The sequence below is a fragment of the Lactobacillus sp. IBH004 genome (assembly GCF_026185255.2).
Classification (GTDB): domain Bacteria; phylum Bacillota; class Bacilli; order Lactobacillales; family Lactobacillaceae; genus Lactobacillus; species Lactobacillus melliventris.
In genome coordinates this window covers 1,372,664-1,393,599 of the sequence record NZ_CP110217.2, presented here as the reverse complement: position 1 = coordinate 1,393,599, position 20,936 = coordinate 1,372,664, and the positions used below count along the sequence as shown (strand labels likewise).

The following is a 20,936-nucleotide window of genomic DNA, read 5'->3' as shown; positions in this document are numbered from 1 at the left end:
ATTGTCTTTGATACATAAAATTGAATTGAGGCCTTTAAAGAGCCATATAACTTCAGTAAATTAACTTATCTATACAAACAGCTTAACTGTAATTTATTTCATAAGCGAATAATGGAGGAGATAGCATGTCCCAAAAGTCAGAACTACTATTCACGAAAACCCCCAAGTCCGGTTTAACTGCTGCTGAAGTGGAACAAAAGCGTGGTGAATTCGGCACTAATGAGTTGCTCGAAAAACGCCCGCTTCCATTGTATAGAAAAATATGGCGTCATCTTAAAGATATTTCGTCACTTGTCCTTTTATTAGCAATAATTCTAGCGACATATATGGCTGTTTTTCAAAATGGCGGTTGGACCAAAACTATCGTTATCAGCTTGATCTTAGTCATTAATGTGGTAATTGGACTGTACCAGGAAGCTTCTGCGGAAAGATCACTTGCAGCTCTCAAAGAAATGAGTTTGCCAACAGCTAATGGTCGGCGTGATGGGCGCGATATGACAATTGCTGTTGCAGAACTAGTGCCCGGAGATTTGATTTATCTAAACACTGGTGATCAGGTACCAGCAGATGCTGTGATTTTAGATGAAACTAATTTGGCGGTTGATGAAGCAATTTTAACCGGTGAAAGTTTACCTGTTTCTAAAAAAAGCTTTCAACCAAAAAATAATTTGACTAGTGATGAACGTGTGTATTCAGGAACTTCAGTTGTTAGTGGCCGGGCATTTGTTCAAGTTAATGCAATTGGTATGGCAACTGAGCTCGGTAAAATTGCGGGTCTTTTAAATGAAACTCATAAACGGGAAACTCCTCTTCAAGGTAAGTTAGACAGTCTGTCAAAATGGATGACATTTTTTGCTGGCCTAGGTGGACTGATGATTTTTGCTTTAAGCATAGGACTGCAAAATAATAGTTTAACTGATAGTTTAATGATTGGACTATCTTTAGCAGTTGCGGCTGTACCTGAAACTTTACCAATTATTGTTACTATCAGTTTATCCCGCGGTGTTAAAAGAATGGCTGATCGTAATGCTATTATTAGACAGATTGGTGCCGTGGAAACAATTGGCAACGTTGACGTTATTGCGACTGATAAAACAGGTACCTTAACTCAAAATAAAATGACTATCACTAAGTATTGGACTCCAGAAACCGCCATTAAAAAAGCGGATGATTTACCAGAAGCTGGTCAAAATTTGTTAAAGATGTTAGGTTTAGCTAATAATGCTAAAATCATGGAAAAAGACGGTTCAGAAGAAGTTGTTGGTGATGCTACTGAAATTGCAATTGTGAACTGGTTACACGCGCAGGGAAGTTCTCGCCAGCTGTTAGAAGAAAAAGCCCCTCGGATAGCGGAAGATCCGTTTGATTCTGATAAAAAAATGATGTCTACTGTCCATCGTCTAGATAATGGCAACCAATTGGTAATTGTCAAAGGGGCTTGGGATAGATTACCCTTAGATGAAAAAGAACCAATTAAAGCAGGCCAAAAGGCTCATGATGATCTGGCTAGAGCAGCGCTAAGGGTGCTTGCAGTAGGATATAAAATAATTCCTGCTACTGCTGATCCAACTAATTGGAATGAAAATAACTCTAACTTGCAGCTTGCAGGTATGATTGGCTTAATTGACCCACCTCGGCCGGAAGCAAGAGCGGCTGTTCATAGAGCAAAACAAGCAGGTATCAAAACCATAATGATAACTGGCGACCATCTTGTGACCGCTGAAGCAATTGCTAAAGAAATTGGCATTTTGGAGTCAGGCCAAAAGGCAATAACAGGAACCGATTTACAGAAAATGTCGGACACTGAATTAAAAAATTGTATTCAAGATATCAGTGTTTATGCTCGTGTTACTCCTAGTGATAAAATTCGGATAGTTCAAGCTTGGCAAGAACTTAATAAAACAGTTGCCATGACAGGTGATGGTGTGAACGATGCACCTGCTTTGAAGGCTGCGGATGTTGGCATTGCTATGGGTATCACAGGTACAGAAGTGGCAAAAGAATCTGCGGATATGGTTCTGACTGATGATAACTTTGCTACAATTATTAAAGCTGTAGCGGAGGGTAGGACAGTCTATCAAAATATTATTAAAGCGGTAGAGTTCTTAATTGGTGTTAATTTCGCTCAAATGTTCTTAATGGTTATTAGTACAATTTTGGGTTGGGGTGCACCACTATTAGCTGAACAATTATTAATTATCAACGTGCTTGCTGATGGGATACCAGGATTCTTTATTAGTAAAGAACCGGGTGAACCAAATATAATGGATCAAGATCCAATAGGTAATGAGGAGAGTCTTCTTGGACGGGGATTAATGCAAAGAATGATTGTTAGAGCGACAACCTTCACAATTTTAACTCTCGGAATTTATGCCTATGGCAAATTTATTATTTCTGCTAATGACGCGCAAATGGGTATGACTTTAGTCTTTTTAGTTTTAGCTCTTGGCTCCATGATTGATATTTATGCCATTAAAGATTCGCAACCAATTACTATGCAAACTTTTAGATCGAATAAAATGCTTAATTGGGGATTACTACTAAGCATGATCTTAGTTGTATCACTGACTCTTTTACCACATTTGAGGCGATTTTTACATTTCACTTTATTACCAGTTCAAGGTTGGCTGATGGCTTTATTGGGAAGTTTGTTACCAATTTTTGTTTTAGAAATTAATAAACGATTGACTACCAATGTACAATTAAAAGTAAACAAAAGTAGTTGCTAAATGATAAAGTGTTTTAAGAAATTGGTTTCAAAATAAGTCTTCAAAGTAGTCTTGCTTTTAAGGCTTATTTATTTGGCAAAAATTGATAATCATTTTGCTTTTTGATAGTTAAATAAATATTTATTATTGACATATAAATGTAATAAAATTACAGTTTTGTTACAAATTAATATTATAGTTTATTTTTGAGGTTAAAAAATGAAACACAAGTATTTGAAAACAGTTTTATGTTCTACAGTCACCCTTTTTTCCTTTACGGCGCTGGCTAATTCAACTGTAGTTAAAGCTGAAAATATTGATACCGCCAAGTCAGCAGCGGTTAGTCGGACAACCGAACCGGGTATGACCGTTACGCCAGCTAAACGGTTTGCTAAAGAAGGTTACGTATTTAAATTGGCACGGAATGCTGTTGTTTATCCCGCAGTTAATGATGTTATCAATGATACTTCTAAACCATTTGGCAAAAGCTGGGTTGAGAAAATGGCAGATAAAAATGTCAAATTTAAGATTACTGAATTTGGTACCAGTAAGGTTGAATTACTCGCGCACATAGTTGATCAAAGTGGCAAAAATCACGGCTGGGTTAGCTTCTTTAATGGCGATCTTTATAATAAAAATGTTAAGAAAAAAGCTTTGCAGCCATTGATCAAAGCAGAATTAAAAGTCATGGATTTACAATTTGAAGGCAAAAAGCCGTCATTGATTCCTGCTAAAAATGAGGCTCGAAAGTTACAAGGTCAAAACAAAAAGATTGCCAATAAATCAATAAAGGAAATAAAAGGCTGGATTGCTTATAAAGGAGATTTAGCTTATACACATTATCCATCATTATTGGTTGGTAAATAGTGATTATTTATAAAAATGAGTCTAGGAAATACTCTAACCTAACTAAAAAGGCTGACAGATCACGTCAATAAAACGTTGATTTGTCGGTCTTTTTAAATTGTAAAATTTTTTAATTTAACTTCAAAGAGCCATTTTTCCTAGATTCATTTTGTTTCAAATAGAACAATTAAAAGACTAATGACTCAAATCAACTGGTAATAAATTTTAAGCTAGAGCTTTTTGTCTTTTAGTTTCTAATACTTTAAAGTCGTGTTGAATAGGTTGAGTGATTTTAGACGTTGTGTCAGGGTCCAGAACAAACTTAGTCATTGTTGGGCAGTCTTCAGGTTGAATATATAAACTTCTGCCTGAAACATCATATCCTGCCCAGTAACCAGAATAATCACACTTGTTATCACCTTCGTGAAGATGTTCTAGTCCCCGTGGAATCATGACGGATTTAAAAACATTATATAATTGTGGAATTCCTTGATCAGAATGAAATGGTGCTAGGAATTTAGAAATAAATGTTCCCCGAACAAAACGTGATGGTGCAGTGTAATCACCAGGTAATCCCAACAAACCTGAACCACTTTCAATTTGTTTAATATCTAGTTGATCAGTAATTTGGTGATGGCCTAAGTTATGGTTAGTTAACTGCAAATAATTACGCAGATTGTCAAGATGCCAAAGATATTCCGGACTATTGGTCATCACACCAATGCCATCATAAATTTTGAAGGCACCCTTGTTAACTGGTTCTAAGATTACGCTTTTGCCGCTAGAATCACTAAAGGTATAATGCATTGGAATTGGAGTAGGGATGCCCGTGTCAGCATCTTCCCAATCAGGATAATTAGTTTTTTCCTGACCTAAATGTTTGAATGCTTCTTTAATTTCTGCGATAGAACCAAAATTACTTAAAACATAGGCAACAACTTCTTCACCAATGATTGGCTTTAATCCGCGCTTTTTAAGATTTTCTACTGTATCCCAAGAGGCCTCTTCTAAAAATTGTGCATCTCCTACGATTCCAGCACTATTAATGCCATCGTTAAAGAAAAGCGAATCATTGACGTTGATACCCATAAATGGATATTTAGTCGTCCAACTTTGGTGCAAACCTTTTAATTCATAATTTGCAGGAAATGTAGTCATTTTGCTATCCGCACTTGGTTTGAAGGGGTCGAAGGTAAAGTCCATTGTCCGTCCCCAAAATACGTCCCCACTATCTGACTTGATTGCAATAGTTGTGCACATTTTAATACCTCCTGTTATTAAATTTTAAGTGTAATTTAATTCTATCATGTTTATTTAAAGCTAGGCAATTAAGTGCTTTGTTTCTGGTTTTGACTGAAAAAGTTAGTAAAGTATTGAATAATCATAATGGCAAAATAAAAGGGTGAAGCAGTTAAGCTTCACCTTTATTATTGGTGTTAAATTATAAACTATCCTGAATATTTTCAGCAAGATAATTGTAAAGCATGCCGGCTTTCAGATCCTTGGTGTCAATTCCCAGCGCTTCCGCAATTGTATATGCAAATGCCCAAGCAGTTGCCGGACCACGACTAGTAATGACTTTATGTTCGTCATCAGTTACAGTAATATCTTCCTTAAAGTGACCGCTTGGTGCATCTTTTTCTGTTTGTTTTTCAAAACCCGGATAACATGTGTAGTCAGCATCAGCTATAACGCCATAACGGGCAAGAGCAATGGGGGCAGCACACATTGCGGCATCCCATTGGTTAGCGTTATGCCGTTTTATCATCAGATCTGCCAGTTTTTTATTATCCCGTAAATTTTCTGCTCCGGTTGTTCCACCTGGAAGAGCTACTACGTCATAATCCAATAGACTATCGTCAACAGTTTTATCACAGGTAAGTTTGATATTGTGTGCACCATTTACCCTTGTACTAGTAAGCCCAACCATATCAGCTTGAATACCTAAGCGTCGTAATACATCAATAACGCTTAAACCTTCAACTTCTTCACAACCATCGGCAAAAATCACAGCTACTTTTTTCATTTGTTTTACCTCACAATTCTTATACTTTATTATAAACTAGCTTAATTCTAGGTAAAATAATAAATCACTTAATTTATTTAAATGTAAGGTTGGGTGAGGGCTAATTGGCATTTTTACTTTCTTGGGCGCGAGCCAAAGAGAATCTAGGTTAGCATTTTCGGCACCCTGAATTTCATCGACTAAGTTTGTACCAATCACTAGACAAGTAGCTGGCGACAGATTTTGCTGGTGCAATATTGTTGTCAAAACCTTTTTATCTGGTAATTTACTAGTCAAGTCATCTTTAAAATAAACTGCGGAAAAATAATTTAATAGTTCTGTGCTCTGCATGCGGGATGAAGCCACGTCCTTTTTTTCTTTTGTCAGCAAAATCAAGTTGACTTTGTTTTTCACCTCATCTAAAAAAGGCAAGACATCTTTATTTAACTGATCTTGTTTTTGCAGCTGGTTGTCAAAAGTGCCTTTCGCCGAAATCCAGTCATTTTTAAAGAATTCCTGCAAAGTTAATTTAATGCGTTCATCAAATCCTAGTAATTTAATCTTTTCCTGTACTGAGTTATATTGTATGCGCTGAGCTGGACCAAATTCTCTGCCTGCCAACTTCAAAGTCTGACTAAGTGCATTTAGTTCTGCAACTTTTTCGTTTAATAAGCTTCCTTCAAGAATAAAAATTAAAGTTTCATATTTTGCCAAGTGTACTTTTCCTTTCATTAACTAACCCTCTGCATTATAACGATTAGCTAAGCTAAATTAAAGACAAATATTTATGAACAAGTTTTTACGCATCATTTGCTGAGTTCTCACACAGCCACCTGAATAGTTTTATTATTTTTACTGTAGTTCAAGGATTTTTGATTAACATGTTAAAAATTATTGTTTTTTGTAAAAATTGTGATACTATTTAGATAAATATCTAATTAGATATTTGTCTAAATAGAAAGGAAACTAATGTGAGCTTTGAGTCTAGTTTTAAGGCCTTGTCAGATCCAGTGCGCCGCAAAATATTGCAGCTTTTAAAAAATGGACCAATGTCGGCAGGAGATATTGCTAATCATTTTAATATGACTAAAGCTACTATTTCCTACCACCTTAATATGCTGAAAAAGGCTGATTTAATTGAAGAGGAACACGAAAAAAACTTTATTTATTATTCGCTAAATACTTCTATTATAGAAGAAATTATGGGTTGGCTTGTTGATCTGAAAGGAGATCATGATGAAAAAGAATAGTATTCGTCAAACAGAATTAATCTCGCTTCTGCTAATCTTATTTCCAATTTTGACCGGAGCATTTTTATATAATCGTTTGCCGCAAAAAATGGCCACACACTTTGGGATGACTGATATGCCAAATGCTTTTAGCAATAAATTATGGGTTATTATTGGTCTGCCTTTTTTGGGAATTATGCTTCAAATAATGGTTTTTTTTATATTACACAATCAAAAAGAAACCAAAAATCTTGATTTTAAGATAGTTAATATTACCCTTTGGCTTGTTCCTGTTATTACTAATATCGTAAATCTGTCACTTTATGCCTATGCACTGGGTCATAAAGTAAAAGGCTCCTTTATGCTTAGTGCTTTTTTGGGACTGTTCTTTATTATTTTTGGTAATTATCTGCCTAAAGTTAGTCCCAATCATGTCGTTGGCATTAGATTACCATGGACTTTGAATAATACGGAAAATTGGCGTAAAACACACAGATTTGCCGGATGGATCTTTTTTATCAGCGGCATTTTTCTGCTTCTAACTTCTTATTGGGAAATGTATTGGATGATTATAGCTGTTACTATTTTGGTTATTTTGATTCCAACTTCTTACTCATATTTATTGAGTAAGAAAGGGTATTAAGTAACTAAGATACTGAGAGATGAATTTAAAACAAAATATTTATTTAGAGAAGAATTGACTTTATTATCGACTAAAGTTAATTCTTTTTGCGTGCAAAAACTGTATGTTTCAGTAATTATTAGTTAAAGACTAATTTGTTAAAGCCAATTTCATTATTAAATAGACAATTGGTCAGAATTAAAATACCTGCTTAAATTATTTTTCAAGAGCATTATAATAGAAATTAACTTTAAAAAGGGAGTTAGTTTGAATGGCAGCTATTTTTTTAGTAATTTTTATCTTAATTGGAGGCGTGGCCAGTGGCTTGTTGTCGTCAGTAGCTTCAATGGCTTCTCTTGCTTCATATCCGGTATTACTAGCTGTTGGTATTCCACCAGTTTATGCCAATGTCACAAATGATGCTGCCTTGATTTGGACTAGTATTGGTTCTACTATTTCTTCGACAAAGGAACTTAAAGGACATTGGCACCAAGTTGCCTTTTACTCGATATTTACGGTTGTAGGTTCTTTAATTGGCTGTCGTTTATTATTAGCTTTCCCATCGAGTGTTTTTGAAAAAGTGGTACCAATTTTTATTGCTGGTTCGGGTGTTTTAGTAATTGTTTCAGGTAAGCATCATAGTTTAGAGCCGCATAAAAGACCACTGTGGCAGGAAATTTTTTATATTGCTGCATTATTAGGTATGGGCGTTTACACTGGCTATTTTGGAGCAGCCGGCGGAGTAATTGTGCTGGTTTTATTAACTTATATTACTGATGAAAAGTTTATTGTCGTTAATGCAATCAAAAATGTCATCTGCGGCCTGGCCAATCTGGTAGCACTAATTGTCTTTATTTTTACTTCGCGTATATATTGGCTGCAGGCTATTCCTCTTGCTATCGGCATGTTTATAGGTGGCTATTTGGGAATGGATGTCTTGCGCAAAGTTCCGGCCAAATATGTCCGCATCTTTATTGCAACTTTAGCTTTTATTCAAGCTGGGTATTTCTTTTACAAAGCATATATGTTATAGTTTAAAACACGTTATAAAGGAAGGAGAATGCAAATTGGCAACGGAAATTTATTTTGTCCGCCACGGCGAAACAATGTTTAACCAGTTAAACAAAGTTCAAGGATGGTGTGATTCTCCCTTAACGGTTAAAGGAATTAATGATCTGAAGATTACTGCGCGAGCTTTAAGTCAAGTTCATTTTGACAATATGTATTCTTCTGATTTAAAACGTGCAATTGATACAGTTCACCTGATGAAAGATGCCAATCAAGTTTCAGAAATCGGTAAAATAAAAAAATTACCTGAATTTCGGGAAGTATTTTTTGGTTCTTTTGAAGGTGATGATATTGAAGATACATGGAGACAGGTTGCACTGGCAGCAGGCGTTGGACCACAAACAGATGTAACCAAAATTATCAATCAAGTTGGTATTTATGAGTTTCGCGAAGCAACCAAAAAGGCCGATCCACGTCATTTAGCTGAAAATAAAAAAGAACTGGATGAACGAATGGTAAGGGCGATTAATGTTCTTCATGAGTTAACTAAAAATGAAAAGAGAGTTTTGTTAGTTTCTCATGGTGATTTTTTAAAAACCCTGGCAATTAAATATTGGAATCAGAGTGACGGTCTTCATGATATTAATTTTCCCAATAATGGTAGTGTAACTCGGGGAATACTTCGTGAAGATGGCAATTTTGAAATTATAGATTATAATATAAATGCTGAAGATATGTAAAGTCCTGCTTAAAAGTAGGACTTTTTTCGCCCTTAGGCATTGAAAGGAAATTTATGAAGGATCACACTACAAAGAAATTTGCGTATGTAACTGGGTTGAATGTTGTTATTACAGTTGCTGAATTTATTGGCGGATTTGTTTCAGGGTCTTTATCCTTATTGTCAGACGCTGTTCATAATCTTAGTGATGTTGGTGCAATAATCATTTCGTTTGTAGCTCACATTATCAGCAATAGGCGCAATAATAGGAACAAAACTTTTGGTTATGAGAGAGCTGAAACTTTGGCTGCTTTTACCAATGGTATTATCTTAATATTAATCAGTATCGTCCTATTTATAGAAGCGATTGAAAGATTTTGGACACCTACCAAAATTAGTGGTGGCGTTATGCTCATCGTTGCCATTATTGGACTCGTGTCAAATGTAATTTCAATGCTCGTGATGAATCAAGGTAGCGAGCAGAATTTAAATGTGCGCTCTACATTTATGCATATGCTGAGTGATGCTCTTTCAAGCGTAGCAGTGGTAATAGGTGCTATTTTTATTTACTACTGGCACATTAGCTGGATTGATCCCTTAATGACCTTACTGGTTTCAGTTTTTGTGTTTCATGAAGCTTGTGAAATAACCGGCAAAGCAGCAAATATCTTGATGGAATCCAATCCCGATATTGATTTGGAAGAAATTAATAGAATTGTTTTATCATTTCCCGAAATAAAAAACATGCATCATGTACATCTGTGGCGTTATAGCGATCGTTATATCATGCTTGATGCGCACGTTAATGTTGATCCTGATTTGACTGCTAAAAAGTTCGAATTATTGACTCAAGAAATTAGCGCAAAATTGCAAAAATTAGGTATTAACCATATTAATTTTCAAGTTGAATGTGAACGCGGAAAAAATGATAAAATGATTGTAACTGATCGAGAGTAAGTAGGAGAAAGATAATTTTGAAAATTAGTATTTTTACTGCTGTTATCGTTTTGATAGTCGGCTTATATGATATTGCCTACGCTTATAACAGACGGTACCGCAATCATAATCGAGGAGTAACTCCTTTTATGATATTAGGCATCATTTTTACTATTAGTGGTTTGATTTTAATCATAATGCACTGGGCAAAGTAAAATGGTTAAGTTGGTATTGTTAAGACATGGTGAAAGTACAGCCAATAAGTCTAATGTATATACTGGCTGGAATGATGTTGGTTTAACTGTTAAAGGACGAAAACAAGCAGAATCCGCCGGCAATTTGATTAAGGAAATTACCGATTTTAAGCCCACTCATATCCATACTTCTGTTTTAACTCGAGCAATTGTGACAGCTAATATAGTAGCTGATATTTGTCATTTTTTATATTTACCTATTACTAAAACTTGGCGTTTAAACGAAAGACATTATGGCAAATTGCGTGGAATAAATAAAGATGAGTCACGCAAAATATTTGGTAAACAGCAAGTGTTAGAATGGCGACGTGGCTTTTACGCTGTTCCTCCTTTGGGTGAAAAAGTGACTTCAAGACGCTATTCTAGCTGCGACTTTCACCTCTTGCCAAGAGCTGAAAGTCTTTATCAGACACAAAAGAGAGTTTTACCTTATTATCAAGATAACGTAGCCACCAGGTTAAAAATGGGTGAGGATCAATTAGTCGTGGCTCATGGTTCAAGTTTGCGCGCATTAATTAAAAAATTGGAGAATATCAATGATCACGATATTATCAAGCTTGAGGTGCCAAATGCAGAGCCCATAATTTATACTTTTGATCAACATTTAAAAATTATTGATAAAAAGATTTTACGCAGCTTTTAGTTCAATAGTAAGGATTTCTGCAATTATATGTTAAAATTTAATACGATATCATTTAAATTTTACATTTTTAGTTTGGAGTAGAGGCATGCGTAAAATATTTTTATTACGAGGCGCACCCGGCTCTGGTAAATCTTCATTTATTTCTCGTCATCACTTACAGCCATATGCAATTAGTCGTGATCAGATCAGATTGTTATTGGCGAATCTAACCTATTATTATGAAGAAGAAACAGATTGCTTACATCAAGTTATTCCCCGTTATGCAAACGAGCAAACGGAAAAAGTGGTGGATTACCTCGTAGAAGAAAAAATGAAACGCGGCGAAACAGTTATTGTAGATAGTACGCATATTTTTACGGAAAACATCGAACATTATCAACCCTGGGTCGAGCGTTATCATTATGAGTTATTTGTCGTTGATTTAATGTATCATAAAACTTTGCGAAATTTATTGAATCGTAATGAAATTCGCAGACAGTATGATTGGGTTAAGCCTAATGTGATTAGGGAAATGTTTTTATCATATCAAGATAACTTTGATGTGCCTGAGTGGGCGCATGTGATAAGCCCTAATCAGTTAGGTAAAGCATTATCGCAAAAGGAAAGTAATTTGGATCATTTTGCTCACGTCATCGCAATTCCTGATAAAGTTACAGAAGAGAACTTTCCTCATGTGCATATTTCCAATTTTTATTTTTCTTTTAATGATTTATTTACAGAAAAGTATGGTACATATCGTAATGTAGTTACAATTGGGAAAACCAAGGATGAAGTTGTCAATCAGTTTCGCTTACCGTTTTTTGTATTCAAATTTCATCACAAACATTTTTTGATTTCTGCGTATCCGATTAGAAATGAAATGCTTGATCCTATTAAAAAGGTTAAAAGTGTTTGGTCATATTCTACGGGACTAGCTAATCCGGCTGATTTTTTGGAGCAATTTCCCCAAAGCCGGCCGCAGCATGTGCATCAATTCAATTTATGTAAATTACATCCGGATAGATTATTACATATCTGGTAATAGCCTTGAAAAGAGTTTCGACCAAACGAAACTCTTTTTTAATATTGAGAATTCCTTTTTAAGCCTTGCTGGTAAATTATAATGAAGTATAATTTAATTGTCAGTATGTTGATAGCGCTTTTAAAAGGAAATGGATACAAATGAAAATTAAAGAACTCAAGCAAGAATTTAGTAAAATTTATCACCAAGAACCAACCGGCTGTTATTTTTCGCCTGGTAGAATTAACTTAATTGGTGAGCACACTGATTATAATGGAGGTCATGTGTTCCCCTGTGCAATATCTTTAGGAATTTATGGTGCAGCCAGTCCGCGGACTGATGAAAGATTTTGCTTTTATTCTGCTAATTTTGCCGATATGGGCGTAGTAGAAACTGATATGCGCCAGCTGCAGTTTGCAAAGGAAGATTCATGGGCAAACTACGCAAAAGGGATGCTTCATTTTATGCTCGAAGATGGGGCAAAGATTGATCATGGTCTTAATATTTATATTAATGGTAATATTCCTGATGGTGCCGGATTATCTTCGTCTGCAGCCTTAGAAATGTTAATTGGCATTTTATTGCAGGATCAGTTTAAACTAACTTTTTCTAAGTTAGAAATCGTCAAGCTGGGAGTCAAAACCGAAAATGACTTTATTGGCGTCAATTCTGGCATTATGGATCAATATGCAGTTGCTATGAGTAAAAAAGATCACGCCATTCTGCTTGATACTGAAAAGGTGGAGTCTGAGTTAGTACCCCTTGACTTAAAGGATAATGTCATTGTTATTATGAATACGAACAAGAAGAGGACCTTAGCAGACTCAAAATATAATGAACGTAGAGCAGAATGCGAAAAGGGTCTGCACTTTTTGCAGGAGAAACTGTCAATTCAGTCGCTGGGTGAATTGGATAATTTAACTTTTGATGAGAATAGTTATCTTTTGCCAACAGAAAACCTGCTGAAACGCTGCCGTCACGCAGTCTGGGAAAATGAACGCACATTAAACGCTGAAAAAGCACTGCAAAAGGGTGATTTAAATGAGTTTGGTCACCTAATGAATGCCTCACACGTCTCTTTAGAATATGACTATGAAGTGACGGGTAAAGAACTTGATACATTGGTTCATACTGCCTGGAAGCAACCTGGAGTTTTGGGTGCAAGAATGACTGGTGCTGGCTTTGGCGGCTGTGCGATAGCTTTGGTTGCCAAAAATAAAGTTGAAGCTTTTGAAAAAAATGTCGCTGATATTTATCAAGAAGAAATTGGCTATTTACCTTCATTTTATATTGCAGACACTGCTGATGGTACAAAAGTTTTATAATATTGGAAAGTTGAGATGGATAAAACGAATCTAATTGAAAAATTCATTACGCAAATTATTGCCCACAGCGATTTTACAGAACTTGATCGTATTTATTTGAGAAATAGAATTTTGGCCCTTGTTGGTGATGAGGCAAGAAAAGTAACTACCAATAAGGAAGATCTACTGGATCTTAAAGACGAGTTGATTCAAGCTGCTCAAAATTCAGGAAAGTGCCCAGCTAATAATTCCGCTAGGGATGTACTTGATGCACAATTAATGAATTTGATTGTCCCCAGACCAAGCATTGTTAACCACGACTTTTGGCAAACTTATGAGCGTTCACCACAAAAAGCAATAGCTGATTTTTACCAAATGGGTAAAGATAGTGATTATATTAAAACTAGAGCTATTGCAAAAAATATTTATTTTACAGCTGCAAGTAAATACGGCGATCTAGAAATTACGATTAATCTTTCCAAACCGGAAAAAGATCCTAAAGAAATTGCAGCAGCCAAGAATGCTAAAGTAAAGTCATACCCAAAGTGTCAGTTGTGTATGGAGAATGAGGGCTACCTCGGTCATGTAAATTATCCTGCGCGTACCAATCACCGTATCATTCGCTTTCATTTAGGAGATGAAACTTGGGGCTTTCAATATTCCCCTTATGCGTATTTTAATGAGCACTGCATTTTCTTAGCGCCAAAGCATGAGCCAATGGTAATCAATAAACAAACTTTTGCCAATTTGCTGGAAATTGTTGCTAAATTCCCAGGTTATTTTGTTGGTAGCAATGCGGATTTGCCAATCGTAGGCGGCTCGATTTTAGCGCACGAACATTATCAGGGTGGCAAGCATCGCTTTCCGATGGAAAAAGCACCAATTGATAAAAAACTTAACTTTAAGGGATTTGATGATGTAGAAGCAGGTATTGTCAAGTGGCCTATGTCTGTGATCCGTTTACGTGGTCTAAATAAAAATAGCTTAATCAATTTAGCAAACAAAATTTTAATAAACTGGCAAAAATATAGTGATGAAAAAGTAGCAGTTCGGGCATTTACAGACAATACCCCTCACCATACTATTACCCCAATTGCTCGTTTACATGGACAAACTTATGAACTTGATTTAGTTTTAAGGGACAATCAAACTTCAGATAAATATCCTGATGGAATTTTTCATCCCCATGCTGATGTCCAGCACATTAAAAAAGAAAATATCGGCTTAATTGAAGTAATGGGATTAGCAGTTTTTCCGCCACGCTTGAAGCCCGAGTTGCTTGAGGTAAAAAAGTTTTTGCTTAACCAATCTAACAATATTGCACCAATGCATCTTGACTGGGCTAAGGAAATTAGCAGTAAGTATGAAATCACTAATGCAAATGTGGATCAAATTCTACAAAAAGAATTAGGTCTTGTTTTTGCACGCGTTTTAGAAGACGCGGGGGTTTTCAAGCAAACTGCAGAAGGTAAAGCCGCTTTTATGCGTTTTGCTAAGAAAGTTGGTCTATGTTAAGTTTTTAATTTTATTTAAGTAATCATATGAATAAAGGCAACAATAAGAGCATTTTTTAATAGGGAAAAATTAGTTTTTTCTTAACTTTTTTGGCATACTATTTTAGTTTATAATTAATATTATACATGATATAGTATTCAAAGACATATTTGTTAAGAGGACTTCTGCTAATGCTAAAACGAACCCAAAAATTTGTTCTTATTTTTCTAATTATTTATTTTTTTATGATTACCTGGCAGTTTTTTATAGCCGCTAAATCTGAAGCAGGATTAATACCATTAAAGGGCAAAGCAGTTGACATTTCTGTTATGCTTTTCTTTTCAATTCAGCCTAATGGTTGGAACGAAAATATTATAAATTTAGTTATTTTGTTGGCCTTGGTATCTGTCTTTGGAGCTGGTCTCTTAATCTATTTTAAAAATAATAATATGTTTAGCGCTGTCCAGCAAAGAATTGGATATCATGGTTTTATCAAAGCAGGGATTATTCGCTCGTTTATTATTGGTGTAGTATTTTCTTTAATAACTAATCTTTACCAGTTAGCATTAATTAACTTATTTTATTATCCCTTTTTCTTTAAAACCAGACCTATCAAATTATACATTGGTGCCAGACCAGGATATTTTTCCACTAACCAACTAATTGACTTATGTTCGTATGTTATATTATCTGCTATTGGCTGGGGTATTTTTGCTGTTTTAATTTTCAGTATTGGTCTGTTTGTATCAAAAAATAGTATTTATCTAGTTTTGGGCCCGTGTGTAGGGCTGGGTTTAACCTTATTGTCATTCATAATATCACTGGGCAATGAATTTTTGCTCTTTCTCTCGTATTTGTGGTTTCCATTTGCTGTACTTGCACCGGGACAGTTTGCGCTAGGTTCTCGCTTGCCACCGATTAATTCATATTTGCTTTTTATAGTAGTGGCATTGGTTTATCTGTCACTTGCTGCTTACTTAATTAAATTGTGGCAGCAGAAAAGAAAGCTGGGCTAATTATGCGCTTAAAAAGAATATCCTGCAGACTTGTTTTAATTGGTTTCATCATATTTTTGATAGGATTAATGGGGAGCATTTTACTTATAAAAACAGGTTCACCAGAAACCATGGAATTGCCAAACGAATATCTCAATTTTCACATGGTATCACTGTATTTGCAGCCAGCGGTCTTCTTGCTATTTTATAAGCAGATACTTACTTTTCGTAACATCAAAGTATTTGTGACGGTGAGAAAAAAGAACAAGTGGATGACATTTCACTTAATGTTACTGGCTGCAATTTATTGCTTAATATTTTTACTGGGACTATTTGTCCCGTATTTTTTAACTGATTATCCCATATTTAAATTTGGTAACCCAATTGTGGGCATTGAACTCATACTACTACACGTGCTGGTTTTTTTGCTTCTACTTTGGCTGTTAGTTGGTGGCTATAACTGGCATAGGCCTTATTTATTATTGCTAATGGCGATAATCATAGACTTAATTTATCACTACTATATTGAGAAAAATATTTTAATAAATTACAGTCTCGTGTATGACGAGTTATATCGAGCTGTTCATGAAATTTATGGTGGCTTTTAAGGAGAAATAATGTTAGAGCTTAAGCAGATAAAAAAGTCATTTGGTCAGAAGCTGGTTTTAAAAAGCGTATCTTTGACAGCTAAGCCAGGAGAACTAATTCATATTTCAGGTATTAATGGTTCTGGAAAGTCTACCATTTTTAAGATTATTACCGGCTTGTTAAAGGCTGACAGCGGTGAAATTAAGCTGGATGAAAATGATATTGTTGGGGCATTAATTGAAAATCCCAATTTTTTGGAATATGAGTCAGCCATGTCTAACCTTCATTTTCTGGCTAATCTTAACAAGCGCTTTAATGAGAAAGAAGTTAGGGCTTTACTACAGTACTTTATGCTTGATCCTGACGATCCGGAACCCATAGTCAAGTATTCTGTTGGAATGAGGCAAAAGGTGGGCATCATCCAGGCTGTGATGGAAAACCAAAATATTATTTTGCTTGATGAGCCGACACGTGGAATTGATCAAGAGAGCGTTGGTTTATTTGTAGCTATGCTAAAAAAATTGAAAAAGCAAAATAAAACTATAGTGGTTGCCAGCCATGATCAAATTAGTGAGCTTAAATATGATCGTCGATTCATATTGCATCATGGAACACTGCAAGAAGAATAAAATAGCTTTAAATATTTATTCAAACTAATAAAAACAGCATTGGGAAAATTTCTCAATGCTGTTTTATAATTAAACTAACTTTATATTAACTAATAACCTTATTTAAAAGCCAAAGCGCCCATTGGGTCCCATGGTAGTAATTGAATCGGGTCCTTAGCTCCTTCATCAAAGGCTGTTCTTAAATCATCAGGTAAGAATTTCTTGTTAATAACTGCTTGGTAGACAAATTGGTCAAACCAAGAATCACTCATGACGAAGTAGCCTTTAAAGCCAGGTTTTTCTCCCCAGGAATTTTCAATCTTCCATTTAGTAGGCTTGTCATCGACTAAGTCGACGCCGGTGATAACCATGGCATGATCCATCATGCTTTCGCTGGAATCAAGTTTATCACCCTTAGACATTGAAAAATCAACGTCAAATAATTCATCACGTTTGTAAATATTGGTATCAAGCAAGCCCAGCTGTCTTTCTGAATCCTTACCAACATTTGAACCAAACCAAACAACTTCTCCGGCTTTTAGTTGTTTAATAATCAAGTCTTTCATTTCAGAAATCTTAACGTTAAGGTGGCGTACTTGTCTGCCGCCAACAACATTACCCAAATACTCAACTGAAAAGACTTTGTGATATGGTTTATCATCAGTAGGAGAGTTAATGATTGAAACATGATCTTCCAAGTTCATGCCCACAAATTTATCAAAGAATTCTTTAGGAGTGATACCAGCTTCACGGTGGTAATTACCATCATCATCTTTATATTCAAAGTCAAATTTCTTTGGTGGTACGCCTAATGAAATAGCTAAAATGCGGAAAACATCATTTAACAATTCGTTTTTGCGTTGCTCAATTTCGTCTTCTGACTTACCTGCATTGACCAAATCGCGTAATTCTAAGCCGTCTTTACGCAAAAGAGTATTTAAAGTATCATTTAAAGCTCCAGAATTGTTCGAGTTGGCAGTTTCTGGGTAAACAGACTTGGGTACAATACCATACTTTTCAACTAATCCACATAACATGTCCCATTGACCACCATCTTGTTGGGGAGTTGCGAATAGGAAGCTAACTTTACGGTCACCGAGTGGCTTTTTAGCTGACGCAATTACATTTTCGAAGAAGAAGTTTGATTTTTCAAATTTGTCCCAGAAGTTAGTGTAATTTTGAGATAATTCAAAATCCTTAATCTTATATTCTTTTTGCAATGGGTGACGCATAGTATTTAATGCAGAAAACATCCAGCAGCGACCAGACTGCTTTTGATCAGCAGGTTTACCGGTATCAATCTCTACGGAAAAAGTAGGTGCTAAATCAATTTTGGATTGTAAATTTTGACTTGCCTTAAAAATGCCGTTTTCTTGAGCAGCATGACTGGCAATATTAATTCCAGCATGATTTGATAAGTCTTTTGTAAATTTATCAATGGCTGCACTTGTAATTTCTTTTGTCATTTATATTAAAATCCTCCTTAAACAAGCTAATACTATTTTAGCCTAACTAAATAAAGTAGTCTATCTTTGAAAATTTAATTATTGTTAAAAATATATTTGCTTTTGCTTTACCTATTTAATCTGCAATGTTTATATATTTTTGTTTGCTGGATTTGGTTTATGATACCAGATCGAATGAAATTCCGAATGCTTCTCAAAGTATTTAATAACTAAAGGATCAAGTGGCCAAACAGGTAAGTGAGATTCTTGAGCAATAAACATTACTGTTGCCATTTGTTTGTGTAAAATCTTGTTACTATCTATTTTGGGGTTGATAAAGAAATGGTTCATTATCCAGACAGTAGCGTCTTTGCGCTTAATTTTATCCATGGTCCAGCTGCAAATAGTTTCGCCATTATCATCATCTTCGCGAAAAAACTGGTGGGGGTTATCTAAGTTAAACATTTACTTTTCCTTCACACTTTAATATTTTAGCTAATTTTATCAAACTAATTATATAAGATTTTAAAACACAGCAGTAAATTAATGTAAAATAGTGTTTAAAGATTTTTAAAGGAGATAACATGGAGAAAATTCGGGGCTTTGAAATTGTATCTAAATATAAAAATAAAAATGTGGCGTTACCTAGAAGACAAACAATTGCCAGCGCAGGCTATGATTTAGCAGCAGCAAAGGACGTTTTAATTCCCAGTATTTGGCGGCTTAATTTTGTGCGTATTTTTCGGTTAATTCGTAATGGTCATCAGCTATACGAACAAGACTATGAAATGGCCGAACATGTGCTCAAGCCGTTTTTGATTCCGACAGGTGTAAAGGCTTATATGCCTGAAGATGAAGTGTTAATATTGGCTAACCGCTCTTCAAATACTTTTAAAAAAAATCTTTCTTTGCCAAATGGCGTGGGCGTCATCGATGCGGATTATTACAATAATGATGACAATGAAGGTGAAATTTTCGTGCAGTTAATTAATTATGGCGTCAGACCAATTCAGATTCACAAGGGGGATCGAATTGGTCAGGGGATTTTTGTGCATTATTTAAAAACCGATAATGATCTGCCTATTGACAGGCAAAGGTTAAGCGGTTTTGGCTCAACTAATAAGAAGGAAAGCTAAATGGCAAAACTTAAAACAAAGTATAAATGTCGTTCTTGTGGCTATATTTCTGCCAGCTATTTAGGACGCTGTCCTAATTGCGGTGCCTGGAATCAGTTTGAAAAGGAAACTGAAGCGGTGCAAAATCGCTCAACTAAAGGCAGCCCTAGTCGCTTGATCAAGAAAACCGGAATAAGTGAACCGGTTAAGCTGGAAAATGTTAAGGCTGAAAAAGAAGAACGCATTCAGACTAGTATGGAAGAATTGAACAGGGTTCTAGGTGGGGGCATTGTTCCAGGCTCCTTAGTCTTAATTGGTGGTGATCCAGGAATTGGCAAATCAACTTTAATGTTGCAAATCATGAGCGAACTAGCTGGTAAATATAAAGTATTGTACGTTTCCGGTGAAGAATCAGCTAATCAAATCAAGTTAAGAGCAGATCGCTTGGGACTGCCGGCTAGTGATATGATGCTTTATCCAGAAACTGATATGGAAGATATTCGCCAGCAAATTGCCGATTTAGCACCTGACTTTGTTGTCATTGACTCAATTCAAACTATGAATGAACCTAGCTTAGACTCAATGACGGGTTCAGCATCACAAGTAAGGGAAGTTACAAGTGAGTTAATGAAAATAGCCAAAATGGATGCTATTACCGTTTTTGTTATTGGCCATGTTACAAAGGAAGGGGCAATTGCTGGACCTAAAATTTTGGAGCACATGGTTGACACTGTTCTTTATTTTGAAGGTGATGAACACCATGCCTACCGTATTTTGCATTCCGTTAAAAACAGATTTGGCGCAGCTAATGAAATCGGCATGTTTGAAATGGTTAATAATGGTTTAAAAGAAGTTACTAACCCGTCTGCCATTTTTTTGGATGAGCGTTTACCGAAGTCAACCGGGTCTGCTATTGTTGTTTCACTCGAAGGGACTCGTCCTATTTTGGCAGAGATTCAGGCATTAGTTACACCCACTGCTTTTGGCTATGCTAAAAGAACTACATCTGGTATTGATTATAACCGCGCTGGACTGCTGTTAGCTGTTTTGGAAAAACGGGGCAACTTAATGTTGCAAAATCAGGATGTCTATTTAACAGCTACCGGTGGAATACGCCTTAACGAACCCGCTGTCGATTTGGCTGTAGTGATGGCTATAGCGTCAAGCTATAAAAATCAGGAAATTTTGCCCACAGATTGTTTTGTAGGCGAAGTCGGTTTAACTGGTGAAGTAAGGCGAGTTAATCAAATAGATGCGCGAATTAAGGAAGCAGCAAAAACTGGGTTTAAGCGTATTTTTATTCCCAAACATAATATGCATACCAGCCTGAAAAACGCAGATATTGAAATTATTCCGGTTTCAAGTATTCCGCAAGCATTAAAACTGGTTTTAGGCTAACGAATATTGAACTTTTTGAC

Annotated in this window: 22 protein-coding genes; 17 read left to right on the top strand and 5 right to left on the bottom strand. The window is 35.6% G+C overall.

Features of this window, described 5'->3' with window-relative positions; genetic code table 11:
• Positions 1–125 precede the first annotated feature (125 nt).
• Positions 126–2,729 carry a cation-translocating P-type ATPase gene (locus tag LDX54_RS07000; RefSeq protein ID WP_265667617.1) on the top strand — a complete coding sequence of 868 codons (2,604 nt, stop codon included), beginning with the start codon at positions 126–128 and terminating at the stop codon, positions 2,727–2,729.
• A gap of 198 nt (positions 2,730–2,927) precedes the next feature.
• The gene (locus LDX54_RS06995; protein ID WP_174794993.1) at positions 2,928–3,575 is read left to right on the top strand and encodes a hypothetical protein; all 648 of its coding nucleotides are present in this window, start codon (positions 2,928–2,930) and stop codon (positions 3,573–3,575) included.
• Positions 3,576–3,779: 204 nt separating this feature from the next.
• Here LDX54_RS06995 and LDX54_RS06990 read toward each other — a convergent pair whose 3' ends face one another.
• From LDX54_RS06990 to LDX54_RS06980, 3 genes are all read right to left on the bottom strand, one after another.
• The gene (locus LDX54_RS06990) at positions 3,780–4,814 is read right to left on the bottom strand and encodes a linear amide C-N hydrolase (protein WP_265667618.1); all 1,035 of its coding nucleotides are present in this window, start codon (positions 4,812–4,814) and stop codon (positions 3,780–3,782) included.
• 181 nt (positions 4,815–4,995) lie between these two features.
• On the bottom strand, positions 4,996–5,580 hold the full coding sequence (locus LDX54_RS06985; RefSeq protein WP_265667619.1) for a DJ-1 family glyoxalase III: 585 nt from the start codon (positions 5,578–5,580) through the stop codon (positions 4,996–4,998).
• A gap of 36 nt (positions 5,581–5,616) precedes the next feature.
• On the bottom strand, positions 5,617–6,273 hold the full coding sequence (locus LDX54_RS06980; RefSeq protein WP_265667646.1) for an HAD family hydrolase: 657 nt from the start codon (positions 6,271–6,273) through the stop codon (positions 5,617–5,619).
• A gap of 257 nt (positions 6,274–6,530) precedes the next feature.
• On the opposite strand from LDX54_RS06980, the gene LDX54_RS06975 reads away from it, so the two are divergent.
• From LDX54_RS06975 to LDX54_RS06915, 13 genes are all read left to right on the top strand, one after another.
• Complete coding sequence (locus LDX54_RS06975; protein ID WP_034980372.1) at positions 6,531–6,809, top strand: autorepressor SdpR family transcription factor; 279 nt, start codon at positions 6,531–6,533, stop codon at positions 6,807–6,809.
• Positions 6,796–7,431 carry an SdpI family protein gene (locus LDX54_RS06970; protein WP_265667621.1) on the top strand — a complete coding sequence of 212 codons (636 nt, stop codon included), beginning with the start codon at positions 6,796–6,798 and terminating at the stop codon, positions 7,429–7,431. Before LDX54_RS06975 ends, LDX54_RS06970 begins: the two co-directional genes overlap by 14 nt.
• A 250-nt stretch (positions 7,432–7,681) precedes the next feature.
• A complete protein-coding gene (locus LDX54_RS06965) occupies positions 7,682–8,443 on the top strand; it encodes a sulfite exporter TauE/SafE family protein (protein WP_265667622.1) in 762 nt (253 codons plus the stop codon).
• Positions 8,444–8,477: 34 nt separating this feature from the next.
• A complete protein-coding gene (locus tag LDX54_RS06960) occupies positions 8,478–9,158 on the top strand; it encodes a histidine phosphatase family protein (protein ID WP_046325304.1) in 681 nt (226 codons plus the stop codon).
• A gap of 53 nt (positions 9,159–9,211) precedes the next feature.
• Complete coding sequence (locus tag LDX54_RS06955) at positions 9,212–10,093, top strand: cation diffusion facilitator family transporter (RefSeq protein ID WP_265667623.1); 882 nt, start codon at positions 9,212–9,214, stop codon at positions 10,091–10,093.
• Between the two features lie 14 nt (positions 10,094–10,107).
• Positions 10,108–10,287, top strand: a complete 180-nt coding sequence (locus LDX54_RS06950) for a hypothetical protein (protein WP_265667647.1) — start codon at positions 10,108–10,110, stop codon at positions 10,285–10,287.
• A 1-nt stretch (position 10,288) separates the two neighbouring features.
• Positions 10,289–10,969 (top strand): 2,3-diphosphoglycerate-dependent phosphoglycerate mutase, encoded by a 681-nt coding sequence (locus tag LDX54_RS06945; RefSeq protein ID WP_265667624.1) that lies wholly within the window; start codon positions 10,289–10,291, stop codon positions 10,967–10,969.
• An 85-nt stretch (positions 10,970–11,054) separates the two neighbouring features.
• Entirely contained in the window at positions 11,055–11,990 is a 936-nt protein-coding gene (locus LDX54_RS06940; protein ID WP_265667625.1) for an AAA family ATPase, read from the top strand.
• A gap of 140 nt (positions 11,991–12,130) precedes the next feature.
• Positions 12,131–13,294 (top strand): galactokinase, encoded by a 1,164-nt coding sequence (locus LDX54_RS06935; RefSeq protein WP_265667626.1) that lies wholly within the window; start codon positions 12,131–12,133, stop codon positions 13,292–13,294.
• A 15-nt stretch (positions 13,295–13,309) separates the two neighbouring features.
• A complete protein-coding gene (locus tag LDX54_RS06930; RefSeq protein ID WP_265667627.1) occupies positions 13,310–14,788 on the top strand; it encodes a UDP-glucose--hexose-1-phosphate uridylyltransferase in 1,479 nt (492 codons plus the stop codon).
• 170 nt (positions 14,789–14,958) lie between these two features.
• Positions 14,959–15,783: a hypothetical protein gene (locus LDX54_RS06925; protein WP_265667628.1), complete on the top strand. Its 825-nt coding sequence runs from the start codon at positions 14,959–14,961 to the stop codon at positions 15,781–15,783.
• Positions 15,784–15,851: 68 nt separating this feature from the next.
• Complete coding sequence (locus LDX54_RS06920; RefSeq protein WP_265667629.1) at positions 15,852–16,370, top strand: hypothetical protein; 519 nt, start codon at positions 15,852–15,854, stop codon at positions 16,368–16,370.
• 9 nt (positions 16,371–16,379) lie between these two features.
• Complete coding sequence (locus LDX54_RS06915; RefSeq protein WP_265667630.1) at positions 16,380–16,979, top strand: ABC transporter ATP-binding protein; 600 nt, start codon at positions 16,380–16,382, stop codon at positions 16,977–16,979.
• 98 nt (positions 16,980–17,077) lie between these two features.
• Here LDX54_RS06915 and pepC read toward each other — a convergent pair whose 3' ends face one another.
• Positions 17,078–18,424 carry an aminopeptidase C gene (gene pepC, locus LDX54_RS06910; RefSeq protein WP_187156635.1) on the bottom strand — a complete coding sequence of 449 codons (1,347 nt, stop codon included), beginning with the start codon at positions 18,422–18,424 and terminating at the stop codon, positions 17,078–17,080.
• A gap of 129 nt (positions 18,425–18,553) precedes the next feature.
• Entirely contained in the window at positions 18,554–18,868 is a 315-nt protein-coding gene (locus tag LDX54_RS06905) for a hypothetical protein (RefSeq protein ID WP_110446384.1), read from the bottom strand.
• Between the two features lie 119 nt (positions 18,869–18,987).
• Here LDX54_RS06905 and LDX54_RS06900 point away from each other — a divergent pair, with 119 nt between their 5' ends.
• Positions 18,988–19,539, top strand: coding sequence for a dUTP diphosphatase (locus tag LDX54_RS06900; RefSeq protein WP_046325293.1), 552 nt, complete (start codon positions 18,988–18,990; stop codon positions 19,537–19,539).
• Entirely contained in the window at positions 19,540–20,916 is a 1,377-nt protein-coding gene (gene radA, locus LDX54_RS06895; RefSeq protein WP_187156634.1) for a DNA repair protein RadA, read from the top strand. It abuts the gene before it with no gap.
• Positions 20,917–20,936: the final 20 nt, after the last annotated feature.

What these genes read in the sequence shown, in the direction of transcription:
- LDX54_RS06915 (WP_265667630.1), top strand. Translation starts at nt 16,380, where the DNA reads ATGTTAGAGCTTAAGCAGATAAAAAAGTCATTTGGTCAGAAGCTGGTT.
- LDX54_RS06990 (WP_265667618.1), bottom strand. Translation starts at nt 4,814, where the DNA reads ATGTGCACAACTATTGCAATCAAGTCAGATAGTGGGGACGTATTTTGG.
- radA (WP_187156634.1), top strand. Translation starts at nt 19,540, where the DNA reads ATGGCAAAACTTAAAACAAAGTATAAATGTCGTTCTTGTGGCTATATT.
- LDX54_RS06965 (WP_265667622.1), top strand. Translation starts at nt 7,682, where the DNA reads ATGGCAGCTATTTTTTTAGTAATTTTTATCTTAATTGGAGGCGTGGCC.
- LDX54_RS06935 (WP_265667626.1), top strand. Translation starts at nt 12,131, where the DNA reads ATGAAAATTAAAGAACTCAAGCAAGAATTTAGTAAAATTTATCACCAA.
- LDX54_RS06995 (WP_174794993.1), top strand. Translation starts at nt 2,928, where the DNA reads ATGAAACACAAGTATTTGAAAACAGTTTTATGTTCTACAGTCACCCTT.
- LDX54_RS06970 (WP_265667621.1), top strand. Translation starts at nt 6,796, where the DNA reads ATGAAAAAGAATAGTATTCGTCAAACAGAATTAATCTCGCTTCTGCTA.
- LDX54_RS06930 (WP_265667627.1), top strand. Translation starts at nt 13,310, where the DNA reads ATGGATAAAACGAATCTAATTGAAAAATTCATTACGCAAATTATTGCC.
- LDX54_RS06925 (WP_265667628.1), top strand. Translation starts at nt 14,959, where the DNA reads ATGCTAAAACGAACCCAAAAATTTGTTCTTATTTTTCTAATTATTTAT.
- LDX54_RS06940 (WP_265667625.1), top strand. Translation starts at nt 11,055, where the DNA reads ATGCGTAAAATATTTTTATTACGAGGCGCACCCGGCTCTGGTAAATCT.
- LDX54_RS06955 (WP_265667623.1), top strand. Translation starts at nt 9,212, where the DNA reads ATGAAGGATCACACTACAAAGAAATTTGCGTATGTAACTGGGTTGAAT.
- LDX54_RS06985 (WP_265667619.1), bottom strand. Translation starts at nt 5,580, where the DNA reads ATGAAAAAAGTAGCTGTGATTTTTGCCGATGGTTGTGAAGAAGTTGAA.
- LDX54_RS06905 (WP_110446384.1), bottom strand. Translation starts at nt 18,868, where the DNA reads ATGTTTAACTTAGATAACCCCCACCAGTTTTTTCGCGAAGATGATGAT.
- LDX54_RS07000 (WP_265667617.1), top strand. Translation starts at nt 126, where the DNA reads ATGTCCCAAAAGTCAGAACTACTATTCACGAAAACCCCCAAGTCCGGT.
- LDX54_RS06900 (WP_046325293.1), top strand. Translation starts at nt 18,988, where the DNA reads ATGGAGAAAATTCGGGGCTTTGAAATTGTATCTAAATATAAAAATAAA.
- LDX54_RS06945 (WP_265667624.1), top strand. Translation starts at nt 10,289, where the DNA reads ATGGTTAAGTTGGTATTGTTAAGACATGGTGAAAGTACAGCCAATAAG.
- pepC (WP_187156635.1), bottom strand. Translation starts at nt 18,424, where the DNA reads ATGACAAAAGAAATTACAAGTGCAGCCATTGATAAATTTACAAAAGAC.
- LDX54_RS06920 (WP_265667629.1), top strand. Translation starts at nt 15,852, where the DNA reads ATGGGGAGCATTTTACTTATAAAAACAGGTTCACCAGAAACCATGGAA.